This window comes from Maribacter zhoushanensis, from assembly GCF_029350975.1.
Classification (GTDB): Bacteria; Bacteroidota; Bacteroidia; order Flavobacteriales; family Flavobacteriaceae; genus Maribacter; species Maribacter zhoushanensis.
Genome location: NZ_JARKMR010000001.1, coordinates 1,036,669 through 1,056,419, shown reverse-complemented (window position 1 = coordinate 1,056,419; position 19,751 = coordinate 1,036,669). Strand labels below are relative to the sequence as shown.

At 35.3% G+C, this 19,751-nt stretch carries 23 protein-coding genes; 8 read left to right on the top strand and 15 right to left on the bottom strand.

What is annotated here, in order from left to right:
* Nucleotides 1-34: 34 nt before the first annotated feature.
* The 6 genes from PXD56_RS04455 to PXD56_RS04430 form a co-directional block, all read right to left on the bottom strand.
* Nucleotides 35-1,783: a SulP family inorganic anion transporter gene (locus PXD56_RS04455; RefSeq protein ID WP_276492117.1), complete on the bottom strand. Its 1,749-nt coding sequence runs from the start codon at nt 1,781-1,783 to the stop codon at nt 35-37.
* Nucleotides 1,784-1,837: 54 nt separating this feature from the next.
* A complete protein-coding gene (locus PXD56_RS04450; RefSeq protein WP_073242701.1) occupies nt 1,838-2,182 on the bottom strand; it encodes a TfoX/Sxy family protein in 345 nt (114 codons plus the stop codon).
* Between the two features lie 3 nt (nt 2,183-2,185).
* Nucleotides 2,186-2,959 carry an SOS response-associated peptidase gene (locus PXD56_RS04445; RefSeq protein ID WP_276492116.1) on the bottom strand — a complete coding sequence of 258 codons (774 nt, stop codon included), beginning with the start codon at nt 2,957-2,959 and terminating at the stop codon, nt 2,186-2,188.
* 28 nt (nt 2,960-2,987) lie between these two features.
* Entirely contained in the window at nt 2,988-3,773 is a 786-nt protein-coding gene (locus PXD56_RS04440; protein ID WP_338088437.1) for an aldose epimerase family protein, read from the bottom strand.
* Entirely contained in the window at nt 3,766-5,061 is a 1,296-nt protein-coding gene (locus PXD56_RS04435; RefSeq protein WP_276492115.1) for a M20/M25/M40 family metallo-hydrolase, read from the bottom strand. Before PXD56_RS04435 ends, PXD56_RS04440 begins: the two co-directional genes overlap by 8 nt.
* 78 nt (nt 5,062-5,139) lie before the next feature.
* Entirely contained in the window at nt 5,140-6,381 is a 1,242-nt protein-coding gene (locus PXD56_RS04430) for an ABC transporter permease (RefSeq protein ID WP_276492114.1), read from the bottom strand.
* A gap of 3 nt (nt 6,382-6,384) precedes the next feature.
* Between PXD56_RS04430 and PXD56_RS04425 the strand changes: the two genes are divergently transcribed.
* Complete coding sequence (locus tag PXD56_RS04425; protein WP_276492513.1) at nt 6,385-7,620, top strand: exo-beta-N-acetylmuramidase NamZ family protein; 1,236 nt, start codon at nt 6,385-6,387, stop codon at nt 7,618-7,620.
* Here PXD56_RS04425 and PXD56_RS04420 read toward each other — a convergent pair.
* The 7 genes from PXD56_RS04420 to PXD56_RS04390 form a co-directional block, all read right to left on the bottom strand.
* The gene (locus PXD56_RS04420) at nt 7,609-8,463 is read right to left on the bottom strand and encodes a sterol desaturase family protein (protein WP_276492113.1); all 855 of its coding nucleotides are present in this window, start codon (nt 8,461-8,463) and stop codon (nt 7,609-7,611) included. The two genes, PXD56_RS04425 and PXD56_RS04420, sit on opposite strands and share 12 nt — an antisense overlap.
* Nucleotides 8,464-8,767: 304 nt before the next feature.
* Nucleotides 8,768-9,070 carry an ASCH domain-containing protein gene (locus PXD56_RS04415; RefSeq protein WP_276492112.1) on the bottom strand — a complete coding sequence of 101 codons (303 nt, stop codon included), beginning with the start codon at nt 9,068-9,070 and terminating at the stop codon, nt 8,768-8,770.
* Nucleotides 9,028-9,318, bottom strand: a complete 291-nt coding sequence (locus PXD56_RS04410; protein ID WP_276492111.1) for an ASCH domain-containing protein — start codon at nt 9,316-9,318, stop codon at nt 9,028-9,030. The genes PXD56_RS04415 and PXD56_RS04410 overlap by 43 nt, the downstream gene beginning before the upstream one ends.
* A gap of 29 nt (nt 9,319-9,347) precedes the next feature.
* A complete protein-coding gene (locus PXD56_RS04405) occupies nt 9,348-10,511 on the bottom strand; it encodes a serine hydrolase domain-containing protein (protein WP_276492110.1) in 1,164 nt (387 codons plus the stop codon).
* A 58-nt stretch (nt 10,512-10,569) separates the two neighbouring features.
* Nucleotides 10,570-11,157: a hypothetical protein gene (locus tag PXD56_RS04400; protein WP_276492109.1), complete on the bottom strand. Its 588-nt coding sequence runs from the start codon at nt 11,155-11,157 to the stop codon at nt 10,570-10,572.
* A gap of 129 nt (nt 11,158-11,286) precedes the next feature.
* A complete protein-coding gene (locus PXD56_RS04395; protein WP_276492108.1) occupies nt 11,287-11,985 on the bottom strand; it encodes a tRNA-uridine aminocarboxypropyltransferase in 699 nt (232 codons plus the stop codon).
* A gap of 52 nt (nt 11,986-12,037) precedes the next feature.
* A complete protein-coding gene (locus tag PXD56_RS04390) occupies nt 12,038-12,529 on the bottom strand; it encodes a YkgJ family cysteine cluster protein (protein WP_276492107.1) in 492 nt (163 codons plus the stop codon).
* Nucleotides 12,530-12,604: 75 nt separating this feature from the next.
* On the opposite strand from PXD56_RS04390, the gene PXD56_RS04385 reads away from it, so the two are divergent.
* A complete protein-coding gene (locus tag PXD56_RS04385) occupies nt 12,605-13,318 on the top strand; it encodes a class I SAM-dependent methyltransferase (RefSeq protein WP_276492106.1) in 714 nt (237 codons plus the stop codon).
* A gap of 45 nt (nt 13,319-13,363) precedes the next feature.
* On the top strand, nt 13,364-14,266 hold the full coding sequence (locus PXD56_RS04380; RefSeq protein WP_276492105.1) for a hypothetical protein: 903 nt from the start codon (nt 13,364-13,366) through the stop codon (nt 14,264-14,266).
* 15 nt (nt 14,267-14,281) lie between these two features.
* Here PXD56_RS04380 and PXD56_RS04375 read toward each other — a convergent pair whose 3' ends face one another.
* The gene (locus tag PXD56_RS04375; RefSeq protein ID WP_276492104.1) at nt 14,282-14,914 is read right to left on the bottom strand and encodes a 7-carboxy-7-deazaguanine synthase QueE; all 633 of its coding nucleotides are present in this window, start codon (nt 14,912-14,914) and stop codon (nt 14,282-14,284) included.
* 171 nt (nt 14,915-15,085) lie between these two features.
* Between PXD56_RS04375 and PXD56_RS04370 the strand changes: the two genes are divergently transcribed.
* The 5 genes from PXD56_RS04370 (at nt 15,086) to PXD56_RS04350 (ending at nt 18,795) form a co-directional block, all read left to right on the top strand.
* Entirely contained in the window at nt 15,086-16,591 is a 1,506-nt protein-coding gene (locus PXD56_RS04370; protein ID WP_276492103.1) for a helicase HerA-like domain-containing protein, read from the top strand.
* A gap of 3 nt (nt 16,592-16,594) precedes the next feature.
* Nucleotides 16,595-17,152 carry a hypothetical protein gene (locus PXD56_RS04365; RefSeq protein ID WP_276492102.1) on the top strand — a complete coding sequence of 186 codons (558 nt, stop codon included), beginning with the start codon at nt 16,595-16,597 and terminating at the stop codon, nt 17,150-17,152.
* 66 nt (nt 17,153-17,218) lie between these two features.
* Nucleotides 17,219-18,058, top strand: coding sequence for an alpha/beta fold hydrolase (locus PXD56_RS04360; RefSeq protein WP_276492101.1), 840 nt, complete (start codon nt 17,219-17,221; stop codon nt 18,056-18,058).
* Nucleotides 18,059-18,115: 57 nt separating this feature from the next.
* Nucleotides 18,116-18,367 carry a DUF7218 family protein gene (locus tag PXD56_RS04355; protein ID WP_276492100.1) on the top strand — a complete coding sequence of 84 codons (252 nt, stop codon included), beginning with the start codon at nt 18,116-18,118 and terminating at the stop codon, nt 18,365-18,367.
* A gap of 2 nt (nt 18,368-18,369) precedes the next feature.
* Nucleotides 18,370-18,795: a VOC family protein gene (locus PXD56_RS04350; protein WP_276492099.1), complete on the top strand. Its 426-nt coding sequence runs from the start codon at nt 18,370-18,372 to the stop codon at nt 18,793-18,795.
* Nucleotides 18,796-18,804: 9 nt separating this feature from the next.
* Here PXD56_RS04350 and PXD56_RS04345 read toward each other — a convergent pair whose 3' ends face one another.
* Complete coding sequence (locus PXD56_RS04345; protein WP_276492098.1) at nt 18,805-19,713, bottom strand: alpha/beta hydrolase family protein; 909 nt, start codon at nt 19,711-19,713, stop codon at nt 18,805-18,807.
* Nucleotides 19,714-19,751: the final 38 nt, after the last annotated feature.

Sequence of the window (19,751 nt, the reverse complement as noted above, 5' to 3'; positions counted from 1 at the left end):
AAATACCCCTTCCCCTTTAAGGTACGAGATTTATTTAATTTAAGCCTCTTTTAGCTTTAGCCATTCTACTATTTTCATAAGCTACTTTTGCAGCCAATAATGAAATTTCATTTGGGTCATCAAAGAAATCAACTGCTTCTTTCGTTTTTACGAATAAAAACTCCCGTTGCAATTCTTTAATGATTCCTGTATTAAAAATGATATCACGCGTTGGTCCAATTGCTCCTGCAATAAAAAACTGAAGTCCTCTTTCACGAATATCATGTATTAACTTTGATAGCATATCTGCTGCGGTAGCATCTATATAATTTATAGATTCAGCATTCAGGATTATTCCTTTTAATTGGGGTCCTTTTGCTTTCATATGTTTTAATAGCTGCTTTTTAAAATAGGCAGAATTACCAAAATATAATTGCGAATCAAATCGAACAATTAAAAGATCATTACGCACCACCACCTCATCTGCAAAACGAATAACATTCTTGTAGTAGTCAGAATTACCAATGTTACCTATCTCCACAAAATGCGGTTTAGACGTTCTATATACCATTAACAATAAAGAGCATAACACTCCAATTAGAATACCTTCTGTTATACCTATAAATAGCGTGATTATAAACGTAATCAACATTATAAAAAACTCATCTTTTCTATTGAGCCATAAATGTTTGAAGTAAGCAATATCAATAAGTTTTACTACAGATACCATAATAATACTTGCCAAGATTGCATTGGGCAAATATTGAAATAACGGCGTTAAAAACAATAAGGTCAGTACCACCAATATAACACTGAATATTGCTGAAAGATTCGTTTTTGTACCAGCATCGTAACTAATTGCAGATCTAGAAAAACTTGCGGTAACTGGGTAACCTTGAAAGAAAGACCCAACAATATTTGACGAACCAATAGCTATTAATTCTTGATTAGCATCTATAGTATCTTCACCTGTTTTATCTTCTATGGCCTTACCAATAGAAATAGCTTCTAGATACCCAACCAACGCCAAAGCAATTGCAATAGGTGCTAATTTTTCCATGTCTACAATATCTAATGTTGGCATTACAAAAGTTGGAAATCCGCTAGTGACTTCACCTACTAATTTAACTCCATAGACATCAAGCTGAAACTGATAGACAGCCAATATACCTAGCACTACTATTATTAATATTCCTGGGATGTTTTTATTCCATTTTTTAAAGCCCAGCAATAATGCTATACCAACAATACCAATACTAAAATCTACCCAATTGATTTCACCTAGTTTGTAAAAGATATTAAAAACGGTTTCATAGATTTTATTACTGCCTGGTATAGAAACACCCAATAAATGTTTCAGCTGACTTAATACAATGATAATCGCTGCCGCGGATGTAAAGCCACTAATAACGGGTTTAGAAAGAAAATTGACCAAAAATCCCATTCGTAGAACACCTAATAAAAACTGTATGCAACCCACCATCAGGGTAAGCAATACCACCATTATAATGTAGTTTTCTACTCCGGTAATTGCCAATGTCCCCAAACCTACGGCAACCAATAACGAATCCATCGCAACAGGTCCTACGGCTATTTTTTGCGAGGTTCCTAAAAGTGCATAGGTAAGAATCGGAAATAAAGAAGCGTATAGACCATGAACTGGCGGCAACCCTGCAATCATTGCATACGCCATACCTTGTGGCACTAATACGATACCCACAGTAAGACCAGCCAACAAATCTTTAATGAAGTAAGCTTTTTTATAGGTTGAAACCCATTCCAAAAAAGGGAAAATGTTTTTCACAGGTCAAATTTAATCATTTCAAAGGGCATAAAATCAGATTTTAAAACCATTACTTTATTGATTCAAAAGTCTGTTAAACTCCAGAGCATTTTCTACCCAGAAATCAAGATCATCTTCGGTGTCGAATCCATCGGGACCTACAAATAAAAAACCTCGAATTGGCTTGCCAGTAAAGTCCATTGGTCTGCTACCCGGTTTGTTTAGTAGTTCTTCATAATTCAATTTACCAACACGCACCATTAACTTATCTTCTTCGCTTTTTTTGTCGAACATAATACCAATGCACATTTTACCATTGACCATAAAGGTGAGTCCGCCCATCATTTTCTTCTCCTCCAGATGACCTTTACCTTTTAAACGAGGTCTAACCCTATCTGCTAAATACTCACTATATGCCATTGTTTAGAAATTAAGTTCTTCTGGTTCTAGTTCTTTATACACTACTTCTTGGGCAATTGATTCTATATTTCCTGCATAGTTTTTACCACGGAGTTTGCCCACGGTATGTGCTTGCAATGCCACATGATTATTTGAGCTCAGCAGCCCTTCTAATTCTTTTTCAAAATCTGCAGATGATGTTAACCACTGCTCTTCCATATTTTCCCCCAACATTAATGGCATACGTGGTTCTTTCAGTTTAGGGTTATTATGAATTTTAGCCATCATACCATTTCCAACTGTAGTTACAATTGAAAATGAATTGATAGTACCGCCATGTTCAGGGTGTATCCACTCAGACCACAATGCAGCTAACGCTAAAGGTTCATTATTTTTTCGGTGGATAAAAAACGGATAGGTGTTATCGTCATAATGGTGATGCTCGTAAAAGCCGTCAACATAAAGTATGCAGCGTTTTTCGTTGGCAGCATCTCTAAAAGCGGGTTTCTCGAAAATGGTTTCTACCCGAGCGTTCAAAGTGCTATTCCAAATTTTCTTTTGTTGTTCAACACTATTCACCCAATGCGGAATCAATCCCCAAGTTGCTACAATAGGATAAAACGGATCATCATTGGTATAAATTAAAACCTCAGGATGTGAAAAGCCTGATGCATGGTGAAGCGGTAAATCGGTCAACGGTCCAAGTTTCTCAACAATCTCTTCAATCGCCTTTAAATCTTGACTTCTCTTTGCTCTTTTTAACTGCGCCTCTAAGCTGGTTTTTACATCATAACACATACGCTATTCTTTAGCGATGAATTTTAAACTATACAGGTTTTAACGTAACTGTAAAAATAGCCGGCTCCTTCTTTAATACCATAAAGCCTTCTGCTAAATCATCTTGTTCTACCGCATACGGATAAAAGGTAATTGGCTCTATACAGACCATATTAGATACCTCCGTCCAAAGCATAAAATGACTAAAACCTTCAGACGTTATTTGTAGCGATTTCTCATCTTTTAAAGTAATTACATCTGTATTTGGCACTTGTAATGCTCTACTGCCAACCTCCAAAACCTCGGGTATGGTAATATTTTGTTCTCCGGCAGAAATGATCGCGTTTTCAGAATGTAGCATAAACGCAGGGTGATAGCCCAACATAAAAGGCATGCCTTCTTCGCCAGAAATTGAAAACGTAACCACCAACGAATTGTCTATTAATTCAAGTGACTTTACAAACTCAAAATCGTAAGGCCAGCTTAATTTCTCTGCGGTAGATTTTTTAGGATATTTTGAATTTAAAACCTCGGTATTTGCTGTATATTTTTTAGAGAACACAGCTTTACTTGCTGAGCTTTCTACCAACTTATATTTCATTTCACGTAACAGACCGTGCTGATCTTGAGTGGCAAAACCCTTGGGAGTTTTCACTTTAAAATCTGCCTCATTTGTTGGTCCGATCAACGGAAACATTTCAGTATCTACACTACGCCATCCAGGGTTTCCCTTTTGGTGCATAAATTCATAACCAGAAACTTGGTAACCTACCAATTCTCCTGCTTCAATTGTCACTTGCTGGTCACTTACTCTTAATGTTGTTATATTACTCATTTATCAATCTATAAATTAATAATGCTGTTCTTTTCGTTAAAGCTTCAATAGTATTCAAATTCACCGTTTCTTCGGGAGTGTGGGCTGCATTACCCATAGTACCCAATCCGTCTAAACAATCTACATACTCCGCTACAAAAGAAGTATCTGCTGCACCTCTTTTACCCGGATCGTATGCTAAAACCTCACCTTGTTTTAAATCTAAACTCACATTGTTCAGTTTTGTCAATAACGCCTTATTACCTGCCGTAGGTTGCATTGCTGGGTAACTATCTTTGAAAGTTACTGTTGAAGATGTATGTGGTAAATTATTCGCCACTACGGTTCGCATATTATCACGAGCACGTTCTTTTTGTTCTTCAGAGATAAAACGTAATCCGCCACGGACTTCTGCTTTTTGAGCCACTACATTGGTCTTGCCAAAAACAGTTCCCTTACTAGTCATTTCATCAAATTCAACAAAAGTACCACCAACTAAAGTCCCAGGATTAAAAGTCAATAAATCTTCTCCTCTAACATCGGTATAAAATCCGTTTAAGATTCTCGACATTTCAAAAATGGCCCCTGCACCTGTGCCTTCACTAAAGATACCAGAGGAATGTGCTCTCTTACCCTCTACCTCAACTTTCCACCCTGAAGAACCTCTTCTGGCAACAGTTGCATAATTGAATCCGGTGGAGTTTTCAAAACCTAAACCGATATCACTTCTTTTGGCAGCTTCAATTAAATCATGTCTACTTTTTTCTAGCGGACTACCCGTGCTTTCTTCATCACCTGTAAAGGCTACAATTATTTGAGCGTCATTTAGCAATCCGTTTTGTTGTAATGCTTTTAGTGCATATAGCACTATAACATCGCCACCTTTCATATCATTACCACCTGGTGCATGAGCAATAGAATCGTTCACCATCTCAAAAGTTTGAAACGGACTGTCTTCTTCAAACACCGTATCTAGATGACCAATAAGTAATAACTTCTTTCCTTTTGTCCCTTTAATTTCAGCAAATAAATGTCCCGCTCTATTCATTTCTTCAGGCATAGGTATCCAGTTACTTTCAAAACCGATATCGGTGAAAGCAGAAGCAAATTCTTGACCTACCATTTCAACACCTTTAAGATTTAAGGTACCGCTATTAATGTTTACGACTTTTTCTAAAAATGAAATTGCCTCGGCATTATTTTGCTCAATAGATTTTACAACCTTCTTCTCGTTCTTTGAAAGTTTCTGTGCATTGACGCCTGTCAATAAAAACACAGCAATTAGGGTAAGTAGTAGTTTTTGATGCATGTGGTCTGTTTTACATCAAATTTACCAAAAAGGGGTTTAACCGAAGATTAAATTTGGAATAAGCTATTTAAAAACAAACTACTCGAATCGAATAGCTTTCACTGGTGTTATTCTAGTAATAATATATGAAGGAATCAAAAGCATTAACAAACAAAGCAGCAACACGCCCGCGTTTAAAAGAAGAATAGTCCACAAGTCTATACTTACAGGTATATACTCAATGTAGTATTCTTTTGGGTTCGGGAATTTAAAAACTCGAAACTTCTCTTGTATAAAAATAATCCCAAGCCCTATAAGGTTGCCCCAAAATAAGCCTACTGCAATAAGGTAGGTCGCATTGTATAAAAACACCTTTCTAATACTCCAATTTGTACTACCCAATGCCTTTAAAATACCAATCATTGGCGTACGTTCCAATATTAAAACGAGTAAAGCGGTAATCATATTTATACCACCAACGATAATCATGATGCCAATGATAAGGGCAATATTAAAATCGAATAACCCTATCCATTCAAATATTTTATAGTACTTATCTTTTATAGTTTTAGTATCTAAACTGGCAACCGTTTCACCATAAATTTCATTTGCTTTTTGATCAATATCATCAAAACTATTCAAGAAGATTTCAAAATTACCCACTTCTGTATCTTTCCATTTATTCATGCGCTGAATATGGCGTATATCTGTGAATATATAGAGTCCGTCAATTTCTTCAAACCCGCTATCGTAGATTCCGGTGATGGTAAATTTTCTTTGGTTAGGTATTTTATCAGCTGCATCATCCCGTAGAAAAAAGGTAAAGAAAGAATCTCCCACTTTTAAGTTCAAACGATTTGCCATTATTCTAGAAATAAGCACATCAGAATTTAACTCTCCCGAATAATCAGGTAAAACACCGTCAATCAAAAACTCATCAAACGGCTCCCAATTATATTCTTTACCCACTCCTTTGGCGATAATACCATCAAAAGTTTCTTCGGTACGTATAATTCCTGCTTTGGTCGCCACAGCTTGTATGTGCACAATGCCATCAACCATCTTAAAGTCCGGATAAAACTCTTGCTCCGTACTCACGGGCACCACAGAAACTTCAGAATTATTATTATCGTAATTATAGATTTGTACGTGACCGTTGAAAGCAGTTATTTTTTCACGGATTTTCTCTTTTAATCCCAGTCCCGTAGCAATAGCGACCAACATCATGATAACCCCTATTGCAATTGCTGCAATGGCTATTTTTATTATTGGTGCAGATATGCTAATTTTATGCTCCTTACCCTTTATAAGCCGTTTGGCGATAAAATATTCTAGATTCAAATGATGTTATTTTTATCCAATTTCAAAAGTACAGTTTTATTATGGTTTTTGGTATTGGCTACCTGCGGAAACGAAACCAAAGAGCAAGCCGTTACCACATCACCAACCGATGAACCAAAAATTGAGCAAGAGGCAAAAGAAATTGTAGTCGCCGCCAACCGTACGGAAGTATATGTACCACTTTTAAAAGGAAAAAGAATTGCTATTGTCGCCAACCAAACCAGTGTAATATTTAAGTCTGACGGACACACCCATTTGGTAGATAGCCTACTTTCTTTAGATATAGATATTAAGCAAGTGTTTGCACCAGAACATGGTTTTAGAGGTAATTTTGATGCAGGTGAACATGTAAAAAACAGTACCGACACAAAAACAGGATTAGAATTAATATCACTGCACGGTAAAAACAGAAAACCAAGTCAAGAGCAATTAGAAGGTTTAGATTTAGTGTTATTCGATATTCAAGATGTGGGTGCTCGTTTTTACACCTATATTTCTACTATGCAATTGGTGATGGAAGCTTGTGCTGAAAAAGAAATTCCTGTTATAGTGCTAGATAGACCAAACCCAAACGGACACTACGTTGACGGACCAACCATGGAAACTGCACATACCAGTTTTTTAGGCATGACCGAAATCCCCTTAGTTTACGGAATGACCATTGGTGAATATGCCAACATGATCAATGATGAACTATGGCTAGATGGTGATAAAAAAGCAGATTTAACCGTAATATCTTTAGAAAACTGGACGCATGATATGTTTTACAGCCTACCAATACGCCCTTCTCCAAATTTACCAAATGATACTTCTATTAACCTATACCCAAGTTTAGGAATGTTTGAAGGTACCAACATCAACGCAGGTCGCGGAACCGAATTTCAGTTTCAACGCTACGGTGCTTCATTTTTAGATTCCCACGTGTATGATTTCACCTATACTCCTGAGCCAAATTTTGGTTCTAAATACCCAAAGGAAGAAGGTAAATTGTGCTACGGAAAAGACTTGTCTAAATCTGAGCGCATGAACGAGGTAACCATGGATTATATTATTGACGCCTATACGAATTCGGTCGACAAGAGTAAATTCTTTATCACTAGTGGTTTTACCAAACACGCAGGTAACAACAAACTACAAAAACAAATTATAGCCGGTGCCACCAATGCCGAAATAAAAGCGACTTGGCAAGAAGACATTGAAAAGTTCAAAAAAATTAGAGCGAAGTATTTACTTTACTAAAGGTTGCTCACCAGCAATATCAGTCGTTGGTTTTCTATACCCAACAAATGGATATTTCAACAAAGAGCTAATTTGACCATTAGCAACCTCATCAGGAAAAGTGTCTACACCGTAGATAATTTTCTCTCTGTCTAAATGCATATACGTACCAAATAAGCGATCCCACCAAGAGAAGATATTCCCATAATTACTATCTGTATATGGTAGTACATAATGATGATGCACTTTATGCATATCTGGTGAAATAATTATATAACTAATCGCTTTATCAACTCCTTTTGGCAACTTTATATTCGCATGGTTAAATTGAGATAAGACTACTGATAAACTTTGGTATAACATAATTATTCCCACAGGTGCACCAACTACAAAAACACCTACTAAAGTAAATATATAGCGAATGATACTTTCTAACGGATGATGTCTGTTTGCAGTGGTTGTATCTACATTATGATCAGTGTGGTGTACCAAATGCACCATCCATAAAGGTTTTACGCGGTGCTCTACCAAATGTGCAGTATAGGCACCAATTAAATCTAGCAACGCTACACCTAAAAACACATATGCCCATAACGGCATTTCTGGTAACCAATTAATAATTCCGAAATCATTGGCAACCGTCCAATCAGAAGTTTTTAATAATAAAAACGCTAGCGGAAAATTTATAACTATCGTTGTCAATGTAAAAAAGAAGTTAGGTAGCGAATGCTTCCATTTGTTATAACTGCCGTTAAATAAAGGTACTATACCTTCTAGTATCCAAAAAAATGTGATTCCGCCAACTAAAATAAGTGATCTGTGAGCTGCAGGGATCGATTCAAAATATGTTATAATCTGTTCCATTAAATGAGTGAGTCGTTTAAGTTATGAGCCGCAAATAAACTTTCTAACACAATTATTGTATCGTCAATAAAAAATATGAATTATGATAAATTCGCAACTAATCACCCAATATAATAAACTTTTGTTGATTTTATAACTATGGAATTTACTTTTTAAGAATCCCGTTTTAAAAATACAAGCCTTGAATATTTACTAAAACTCACAGATTATGGGTAGATGATCACTGATTTTCAGCCAATAAGATACTGGTCCAATTTCGATTCTTTTGATGTTCTTTACAAATTCTTGGCTTCCGAAAATATAATTATTTCCTCCAAACTGTTTTAAATCTTTCAAAAACGATGAGCATATCTTCTGTGGGTTCTTCTCGGTTTTCAACCATTACACTTTGAAAGAAATCCCAATGCGCTTTTCTCCATTTTTGAAGAGGCTCTATGTCTGTTCCCATATCTAAAGATGCTAAAGATTCTGAAAGATGATTGAAAGGTATCGTATCAACCTTTATTATTTCAATAATAGCTTGTGATTTACCATCAAAATCTGTTATAATATGATTTGTACCAATTAGCGGCAAAACAGCTTCTGCTTCAACGTACCATTTATACAATCCTGAAGTAGTAGCGGTTTTTTTCCGTTTACTGTCAACGCCGCCAATCTATCGGCATCTTCTTTATTATCATGAAAAAACCAAGACTCGGGTAATTCTTCCTTGTTCATTTGAGGGTTAGATGCGGTATAGTCATTCCACATTTCATAGACAGATGCGTCAATACCATTTTCTGTTACTATTTCTTTCTTAGAGTCGTTCTTGCAGCTAAGGAATATTAAAATCAGGAATATGGATAAGTATCTCATAATTAATTATTAATTGGCCTATAAGCTTACTACTTAAGAAGTAATTGCAGCATGTCTGCTACAAATAATTCTCTATTACTACTATCTAAAGTTCTTTTGTTGTACAATAAAACTAATGCACTTTCATGGTCTAAACTTATAAATATCTCAGAGTTGTAGCCGCCAGTTGCACCATTATGCCATATAAATGTTTCGCTTGGAAAATTATTATTTACATATTCGAACCACCCTGAACAACTTCTGATTTTATAGTAATCATTCTCTTCGTATTCTTCAAATTGAACTTTGTGCGAAAGTTTTATGGCATTTCCCAGAACCGTCTCGGGTATATTGATATTAGCAGAAGCATAAGTCAATAGGTCTTTGGCCGTTGACTTAATAACACCGGCAGAATTTAAGGCATTGAGAGATTTAAAATAATTAGTTTCCTTACCATTAAATGAATATCCGGTAGACCAATTTTTTACATCTAAACGCTCAAAATAAGCTGAAGTATTATTCAAATTTAATGGCATCAAAAGTTGATTTTGAAGAACATTTCTATAATCTTGGTTATAGTTTTGTTCAATTGCAACCCCAACAACAGCCATACCAGCATTAGAATATTGCATTTTTGAAAAAGGATCTGAACTTAAATGAAGGTTGTCCAAAAAAGAAAAAAGAAGTCTTTCATCATATTCTTCCCAAGCTTTTGAAGCATCACTGAAAGGTTTGGCTCTAAAATTTGATGGCATAAAAGGAAAACCGGCAGTATGACTAAGAAGGTGTTTGAAATTCACCTCGATACCATTTCTATTAAGTGTAGGCAGATTGTTAGGTAAATAAGCTTTTATAGTTGTTTCAACATCTAAGTTGTTATTTAACAGCATTTCTGTTGCCAATATTGAAGTAAAGGTTTTAGTAATAGAGCCGATTTCAAAAATACTATTCTCGTCAGGTACGATATTGGATCCTTTTTTTGTTTCTCCATAGCCATAAAAATATGTTTCTCCGTCTTTTAAAATACCGATCGACAGTCCAACAGTATTAATATTATCTTTATGACTATGAAATATGTCGTTTACACTAAGATCTATAGTAGAAGATTGGGGGTTATTTGTTACATCTGCAGGAATACTGATATTGTCTTTTATACAGGCCGAAAGTAACAGCAACAAAACACTCATTAAAATATAATTTGAAAACTTTTTCATTTATAAAACTGATTTTAAGTGTTTACCTAACTAACATCTTTTCTTTAAATCTTAATTTTTAAAATTTATAAAAAAAACCAAAAGAAATATTGAGTTTACCGGCTTCAAAAAAATTAGTGTACCTACCATTATCCAGACCAATTAACCTAGTTCCGAGAAGGACACCAAAGGTTGCCGATTTCAACTTAAAAACATCATAACTGTAATTCATGCCAATTGATGGAGCGAAGCTATGTAAATCAGACCCCCGACTTACTATTTCCCCATTACTATCATACTCAAAACGTTCATAAGACAAATGTGTATGAACATAATTTCCGGCGATATTCAAACCTAAACTAGAACGTTCAGAAATTTCATATCGGTAAAGCGCGCCTAACCCGAAAAAGTAGATAATTCTAATATTCGGATCATAAATGAAGTTTGCTGTTGTTTGAAAAGCAAAATTATGTTTTCCTTTTGTAAAAAAATCTCTTGAATAAGATACTCCCCCACCAGTTTCTGAAGGCATCCCAACTTGTAAACTCAGGCTTTCCCATGAAACCATAATAGAATTTCGTTTACCTGAATTTTGCAAACTATCATTTTGACCAAGAACAATTGAACTTATAAATAAACAACTTAAATATATTGAGAATTTTATCACAAGAATTTGGTTTGATCAAAAGATTATTATTGATGCATAATTTGCTGACAACGAATAAACCAAATTAAAAAGGACTACAAAATAAGTACGAATAAATTTACAAAAATATTAACAGTTTTCCAAGGGCATCTATTCCAACTCAAAAACAACATTTCTCTCCTTGTTATTTTTATACATCGTCTTCGGGCCAATCTCTCTTTTCGCAGTTTCGTTATAGTTTTTATTATTTGGGTTTAGAATATAGTCGAGTTGATGTTCAATCATCTTTTCAAAGGGGATTAGGAAGTCCGTCGTATCGCATTGTTCTACCCCACCCTTCTTCAATAAATTTAAAACTGTATATACTGATTCAATCGTGCTAAGGCAAAGCGCTTCTGGCTGTTGCTTGATAATAAATTTTGACTCTATACTATTATCAAAACTTACTCTATTTAATTTTTGCAAGTTGGTACTCAACTTAAGCATTTTACGGGCACAGGGCCATGTACCATCGAGAATGAAGAGGTGAGGATTCTTACCCATAAAAGAATTCATTTCTGAACCTTTTCTTTGAGATAGATTAAAACTTTCTCTACCAGGATAGAGTAAGAATGAACCAATTTCTTCATTAGTCAAAATTTCATTTACACGATCATTATCGCTAAAATCTACACCAACTATAATTTCTGAATTCTCAAGTTGAAGATTCGTCATATACCCTGTTCCATTCTTTTCTTTCTTATACTCTTTTGGGTGCATCAAAATAATGAAACGTGTTTTAGTCTTGACAGTATTAATATGTTTACAAATACAGGTGCTCGATGGCCGCATGCATTTGTAACATTTCATTCTTGGATTATTTATTTCGACTTGCAATATGAAATTCTCTTTATTTATCTACTTACTTAATCAACTTCTTCATTTCCTCCACAATATTATAAGCAGCGGGGCAAATAGCTACATTTTTAAGGGTAAGATTACTTATTTGCTGAAACTTCTTTCTATCTGTATGCGGAAATTCACGACATGCTTTTGGGCGAACATCATAAATAGAACAATAATTGTCTGCTCCTAAAAAAGTACACGGGGTTTGTTGCAGCACATAGTCGTTCTCATCATCTATACGTAAATACGTCTCTATGAATCTTTGGGGTTTCATTCGAAACGATTTTGAAATACGCTCTACATCGGCATTTGTAAAAAGTGGTCCTGTGGTTTTGCAGCAATTGGCACAAGTAAGGCAATCTGTTCGCTCAAATTCCTCCTCATGCAGTTCTTGCATGATATAATCTAAATTCTTAGGTGGCTTCTTTCTTAGCTTAACAAAGAACTTTTTATTCTCGTTATGTTTTTCTTTTGCCTTTTGCGGCAATTCTCGTAAAACCTCTTCCATGTGCAAAATTAATTCTTCAAAACTAGCGAAGTAGTACCAAAAAGCGAGACTTTTGCAACTAGAAATACAAGAATTTTGAAAGAAGACATTTTAGGTACGGCACTTTTAGATTATCAGAACGAAAACTATACTGAAGATATTACCACGTATTCATCTCTACTTGAAGACGATGTTTTGCCACTACCCTATATGTTCAGGAGTTTTAAAGAAATGCCAGAGCTAGAGCAAAAGGCATTACAATTATGTAAAGGCAACGTGCTAGATGTTGGCTGTGGTGCAGGTAGCCATGGTCTGTATTTACAAGAAAAAGGACTATTGGTTACTGGTCTAGATGCATCTAAAGGGGCTATTGAAGTCAGTACATTGCGCGGACTCAAAAACACTGCACACTCAGAATTACTAAAATACGAAGGTGAGCAATTTGATACTATTCTAATTTTAATGAACGGCGTAGGGTTAGCAGGTACCCTCGACGGATTAGAACCTTTTTTCTCTAAATTAAAATCACTCTTAAAAGACGGCGGACAAATTCTCTTAGATTCCAGCGACATTATTTACATGTTCGAAGATGACGAAGATGGCGGGTACTGGATTCCAGATAACGTTAATTACTACGGCGAAGTAAGCTTTGAAATGGAATACAAAAAGGAGAAAAGCGAATCTTTCCCATGGTTATATGTAGACTATAACACCTTACAAAGAGCAGCAAATTATAGTAATTTAACATGTGAGCTTGTAATGGAGGGCGAACATTACGACTATTTAGCAAGATTGACGCATATGAAGTAATAGCGATACTTTTTTTTCGTTATCCTATTTGTACAAAACGATTTTATGAATAAGTTCAAAAGTTTATTGCTAATTAGTATTGTAGCATTTGCCGTTTCTTGCTCTAAAAGTTCTTCAGATAATGATAGCTCAGAAGCCAAAGTTGACAAAGCTGCTAACTTACTGGCAACAGGAGATTCTGCAAAAGACATTCTTTCTAACGATACCTATGACAAACTTCTAATAGAAATAGCATACGTTACCGGTTTTAAACCAACTGAAGCTGCTATGGCAGATTTTACAGAATATCTGCAAGAACATACATTCAAAGAAGATATTGAGTTAGTATATAACGAATTATCTAGTCCGTCAGAAGATGAACTTACACTACAAGAAATTGCAGATTTAGAAACTAGAAACAGAACAGCCTTTAATACAGACAGCACATTGGCTATCTATATTTACTTTGCAGATGCACCGGCAGAAGGTGATGATTTAGAAGGCGGTCTTGTAACCTTAGGTGCTGTTTACCGCAACACCTCTATGGTTATACATGAATCTACTGTAAGAGATTTAGCGAGTTCAAGATCTTCTATTACTGAGGCGGATGTAGAAACCACCACTTTAAATCATGAATTCGGACACTTATTCGGTTTAGTCAATTTAGGTTCTGATATGGTCAATGACCATGAGTCTGAATCTGAAAATGAAGATGGTCAGCTTGTTGGTGATAATCATTGTAACCAAGCCGTTTGCCTTATGCGTTCAGAATTACAATTTGGCGGATCAACAGGTAAATCTTTACAATCAACTGCCCTTGCCCAATATGAAGAAGGCGTAAAATCTGGCTGTAGGTTATCTGGCACAACCGTTTTAAGCCTGCTACAACAGAATACTGCTAAAAGCACAAACACGGTGCCTTTAGATGCGGAATGTTTATTAGATATTCAAGCTAACGGAGGCCGCTAACCAGTATAGCTTATTTTAAGGAATATTCAAATACTTATGTGTTTGCAATGACACTTTCCATTTAGGGTTTTTCATTACATAGTCAACGATCATTGGTACTACCTTATCCCTAACACTCCATTCTGGCTGTAGATATAAAATACAATCAGCGTTAGTTTTAGCGGCTTGCTCTTCAGCAAAAATTAAATCATGCTTGTTATAAACAATGACTTTAAGCTCATGGGCTTCGTCGTAGATACGACCTTCAGGTAATTTATTTTTCTTAGGTGAAAGACAGATCCAATCCCAATCGCCAGAAAGCGTGTAGGCTCCAGAAGTTTCAATATGCGTTTTTAAACCTTTATCTTTTAATGCCTTTGTAATTGGGTCCATATCCCACATTAAAGGTTCTCCGCCGGTAATAACAATAGTATCAGAATACTTAGCGGCATTATCAACAATCTGTTCAATGGCTGTAGGTGGATGCGTTTCTGCATTCCAGCTCTCTTTTACATCGCACCAATGGCAACCAACATCACACCCTCCAACACGAATAAAGTAAGCTGCAGTTCCTTTATGAAAGCCTTCACCCTGTATGGTATAAAACTCTTCCATTAAGGGTAAATACACCCCCTTATTCACTTTCTCAAGTACCTCCTCATTTTTCATTCGGCAAAGATACGTTTTAGTTGACAAATTCTATAAGAAGTACGCATCGGTAAATTCTGTACTCAGGCTCGTACTGTTCGTACGTTAAATGTTAAAAAGTAGTGATATTTAAGGCTGGTCTTGCCTTTTGGTTTGGTTAAAAATCCCCTATTTTTATCGAAAATATATAAAATGGCCGGTACCGAAGATTTTTTTGACCACATAGAAAAGGGATATGCTACGAAAGGCGATTACATTAATATGGGCGCAGCTATGCTTAATGGTGAAGCTGTTACTAATGCATTCGTAAAAATTCCGTTAAAAACTTTAAACAGGCACGGGCTTATTGCAGGTGCTACGGGTACTGGTAAAACCAAAACATTGCAAGTGCTTGCAGAGAATTTATCTGAAAAAGGTATTCCTGTAATGTTGATGGATTTAAAAGGAGATTTAAGCGGGTTGGCACAACCTAGTCCAGGTCACGCAAAAATAGACGAGCGTCACGCAAAAATTGGTTTCCCGTTCAAAGCAAGTAGCTTTCCTGTTGAGATACTTTCGTTATCTGAGCAAGACGGTGTAAAGTTGAGAGCCACGGTTTCTGAATTTGGACCTGTTTTATTATCACGTATACTTGACCTCTCTGAAACACAATCGGGTATTGTTGCCGTAGTATTCAAATACTGCGATGACCAAAAAATGCCATTGTTAGATTTAAAAGATTTCAAAAAAGTATTGCAATATGCAACAGGAGCCGGCAAAGCGGAATTCACAAAAGAATACGGCCGAATTTCTACAAGTTCTACCGGTACAATACTTAGAAAAATTATTGAGTTAGAGCAGCAAGGTGCAGAATTGTTCTTTGGTGAAAAGTCTTTTGATGTAAATGACCTTACCCGTATTGATGAGAAAGGCAGAGGCTATATCAACATTTTACGCCTGACAGATATTCAAGACAGACCAAAGTTATTCTCTACATTTATGTTGAGCTTATTGGCAGAAATATATGACACCTTCCCTGAACAAGGCGATAGTGACAGACCAGAGTTAATATTGTTTATAGATGAAGCACATCTTATTTTCAAAGAAGCTTCAAAAGCATTATTGGATCAAATAGAAAGTATTGTTAAACTGATACGTTCAAAAGGTATTGGTTTGTATTTTGTAACTCAAAATCCAACAGATGTACCAAATGATGTATTGTCGCAATTAGGGTTAAAAGTGCAACATGCATTAAGGGCATTTACCGCTAGAGATAGAAAAGCTATTAAATTGACTGCAGAAAACTATCCTGAATCTGAGTATTATGATACTAAAGAAGTACTTACATCTTTAGGTATAGGTGAGGCATTGATTTCTGCTTTAGATGAAAAAGGTAGACCTACGCCACTAGCCGCAACATTATTGCGCGCACCAATGAGCCGCATGGATGTTTTGACCAAAAAAGAATTGGCAGAAGTAATAGACAGCTCTTCATTGGTAAAAAAATATGGTGAGGTTATAGATAGAGAAAGTGCCTATGAAATCTTGAACGAAAAAATTGAGAAGGCAGAAAAGTTAGCGGAAAAAGAAAAGAACAAACCGGCTGCAAGAAAAACATCTAGCAGAACAAGTACAAAACAAAATCCGGTAATTAAAGTTTTAACGAGTGCTACTTTTATAAGAGGAGTTCTTGGAGTATTAAAAAAAGTGATGAGATAACCTATGAAGTTTAGATACACCCTTTTATTGATTTTATGTTGTGGCCTGCTCATTAACTGTGCCGGTGAAACCAATACGAATTTTGTTATATCTGGTGATCAGGTGGGCAAATTATCTAAAGAAAGTTTAGCACGTGATGTAGAATTAATTTTTGAAAAAGATTCAGTTGTTCAAGATACCGTAAAACTTAAAATTGGTAGTGGCGCTAGCAAAATAAAAATATTTGAAAGAGGTGCGGGTGCTTTACTTCTTACGCTCACACCTAATAACGACAGCATTGCAACAATACAAAATGTATTGATCAATGATGAAAGGTTTAAAACCGACAAGGGTATTTCTAAGCTGAGCACATTTAAAGATATTCGAGAAAACTACCATATTAAAAAAATCATTACTTCATTGAACAATGTAGTAGTATTATTAAAAGACAGTGACATTTATTTTACCATTGACAAAAAAGAGCTTCCAGAAAGTCTTAGATATAACGCTAATAACAACATTGAAGAAGTTCAAATACCAGATGCTGCCAAAGTGAAATATATGATGGTAGGTTGGGATTGATTTTCCAAAATTCCACACTTCTTACATCCCTAGGATAATAACTTAATACATTTTAAATTTTAGCAGGTGCCGGTATTTCTACAAAAACTCATCCCTAAATTAATTGGTTTCTACCTCAACTTTCTCGTATGGTTCTCACCAAAAAAAGCTGCTAAAAAAGCTTTTTTAGTATTTATAAAAGTTAGAAAAGGACGCGTACTACCCAATCAAAAGACATTTCTTGACAATGCCAAATTAGAAGTTTTATCGTTGGACAAAAATGATATTCAAGTATACAAATGGCCCGGAAACAAAGAAACCGTTTTACTGGTACACGGTTGGGAAAGTAACACTTGGCGTTGGCATAAACTTATAGCCAAATTACAAAAAGCAGGCTACAATATAATTGCGTTTGACGCTCCTGCACACGGCTATTCTTCTGGCGACAATCTTCATGTTCCCTTGTATGCGGATACTGTACAACACGTATTGACTAAGTATAAACCAACAACAGTTATTGGACATTCAATGGGCGGTATGACCGTTTTGTACAATGAATCTTTACATCCCAATAAAACGATTGAAAAAATAGTTACTATTGGTTCTCCTTCAGAGTTTCATGAGATACTGGCACATTATAAGAATTTGTTAGGTTTCAACGATAAGGTTTTAAAAGCGCTGAAAGATTTAGTATACAAGAAATTTCAATTTACTGTAAAAGAATTTTCAAGTTCCAAATTTGTTCAGAGCAACACAAAAAAAGGCTTACTCTTTCATGACAAGTTTGATAAGATTGCTCCCTATCACGCCTCTGTTGATGTACATAAACATTGGAAAGGGAGTGAATTAGTTAGTACAGAAGATTTAGGGCATTCTATGCACCAAGATGGTGTAAATGAAAAGATCGTCTCTTTTTTAGAAGGATAATTTCTGATTCTATACAGCACACCCAAAAGTCACTTTTTATTTAATTTTAAAATAAAAATGGCGAAGTCAAATAATATACCTCAAATACAAAACGAAGAACAATACGAAGCCTTAGTAGACAAAGGTTACAGCAAAGAAAAAGCTGCACGTATAGCAAATACTAAAGACGCAGGCAAAAAAGGTGGTAAAGCTTCTACCTATGAAATTAGGACCAAAAAGGAACTTTATGACCAAGCTAAAAAAATTGGTATCGACGGACGTTCCAAAATGAGCAAAAAAGAGTTAATTTCAGCCTTAAGAAATAACTGATTATGCAAAACGTAACACCTTTCCATATTGCTATTCCCGTTCATAACTTGGCGGAGTGCAGAACTTTTTATAGAGATATTTTAAATTGCGAAGAAGGTCGTAGTAGTGACCACTGGGTAGATTTTAATTTATTCGGACATCAATTGGTAATACATTATAAACCTAAATCAGAAACTGAAAGCGTACACCATAATCCCGTAGATGGCCATGATGTACCTGTTCCACATTACGGAGTAGTATTACCTTGGGAAACCTTTCAAAGCTTCTCAGAAGAATTAAAATCTAAAGGCGTAACATTTGTTATTGAACCTTATGTACGTTTTGCAGGTAAAGTTGGCGAACAAGCTACAATGTTTTTCTATGATCCAGCTGGTAATGCTTTAGAGTTTAAAGCTTTCAAAGATATGGGGCAGTTGTTTGCGAAGTAAGACACAAGTTTAATCTGCGTTTTTTAATCGTTTATCAAACCAGGATATGACTAATTCATCTAGCTCTTTTCTTTTATTTGAGAAAAAGTGATCTGTTATAAATTCTTGATATTCAAAATCATATTTCAAGTCTGATAATTTTTCTGCAAATTTAGTTGTAGAATCCTGATTTGCTCGTTTATCATTCTTACCAGATATAATTAATAAACTGCTATGTTTATTTAGTTTTTCTGCCCAATATAAAGCTGAACGTTTTCGTAATTCGACTTCTTTATTTTGATAATAATTTGGAATACATTCAGCCAAAACCGCTATTTCCATTTTAGGTCTATCTTTTATTAATTGAAACAAGTCCGTAACCCCATTACCTACGATAGCGGTTTTAATTTTATCTAATTCCTTTAAGCTCAGATAAGTCATTATACCACCTCTTGACCACCCGAACATGCCAATACAATTAGGGTCGGCTTTTTCAATTTCTTTTACTGTTTCAGTCAAATTCAAAACATCATTTAATTCTTCACCGCCAAACTCATCCTTTTCTCGATAATTACTTCCTATTATAACATACCCTTGTTCTGCCAATTTTGAAGTATAATTAATTATCGTTGACAAGTTAAGCGGAGCAAAATCTCTATTTCCACCACGATTAAAAATTACAACAGGATAGACTCCTTCTATCTTAGGTTCCACCAAAATACCTTTTATTACCAGAGAGTCACTTTGATAAGTTATAGAGAAGAAATCTAATTTTTCTAAATGATCGAACTCTTCTTTGAGAATATTATTTTCTGAAATCCTATTCCAAACTGGAGTATCAGTTATGTCAATAACTTTTTTAGAAATCAATTTTCCGTTTTGAGCAAACCCAAAGCTTAAAAAAAAGAAGAAAAATATTGAAAATAAAACTCTATTCATAAATGAGATGCTGTTCAAAGGTTATGCAATAGGAAATT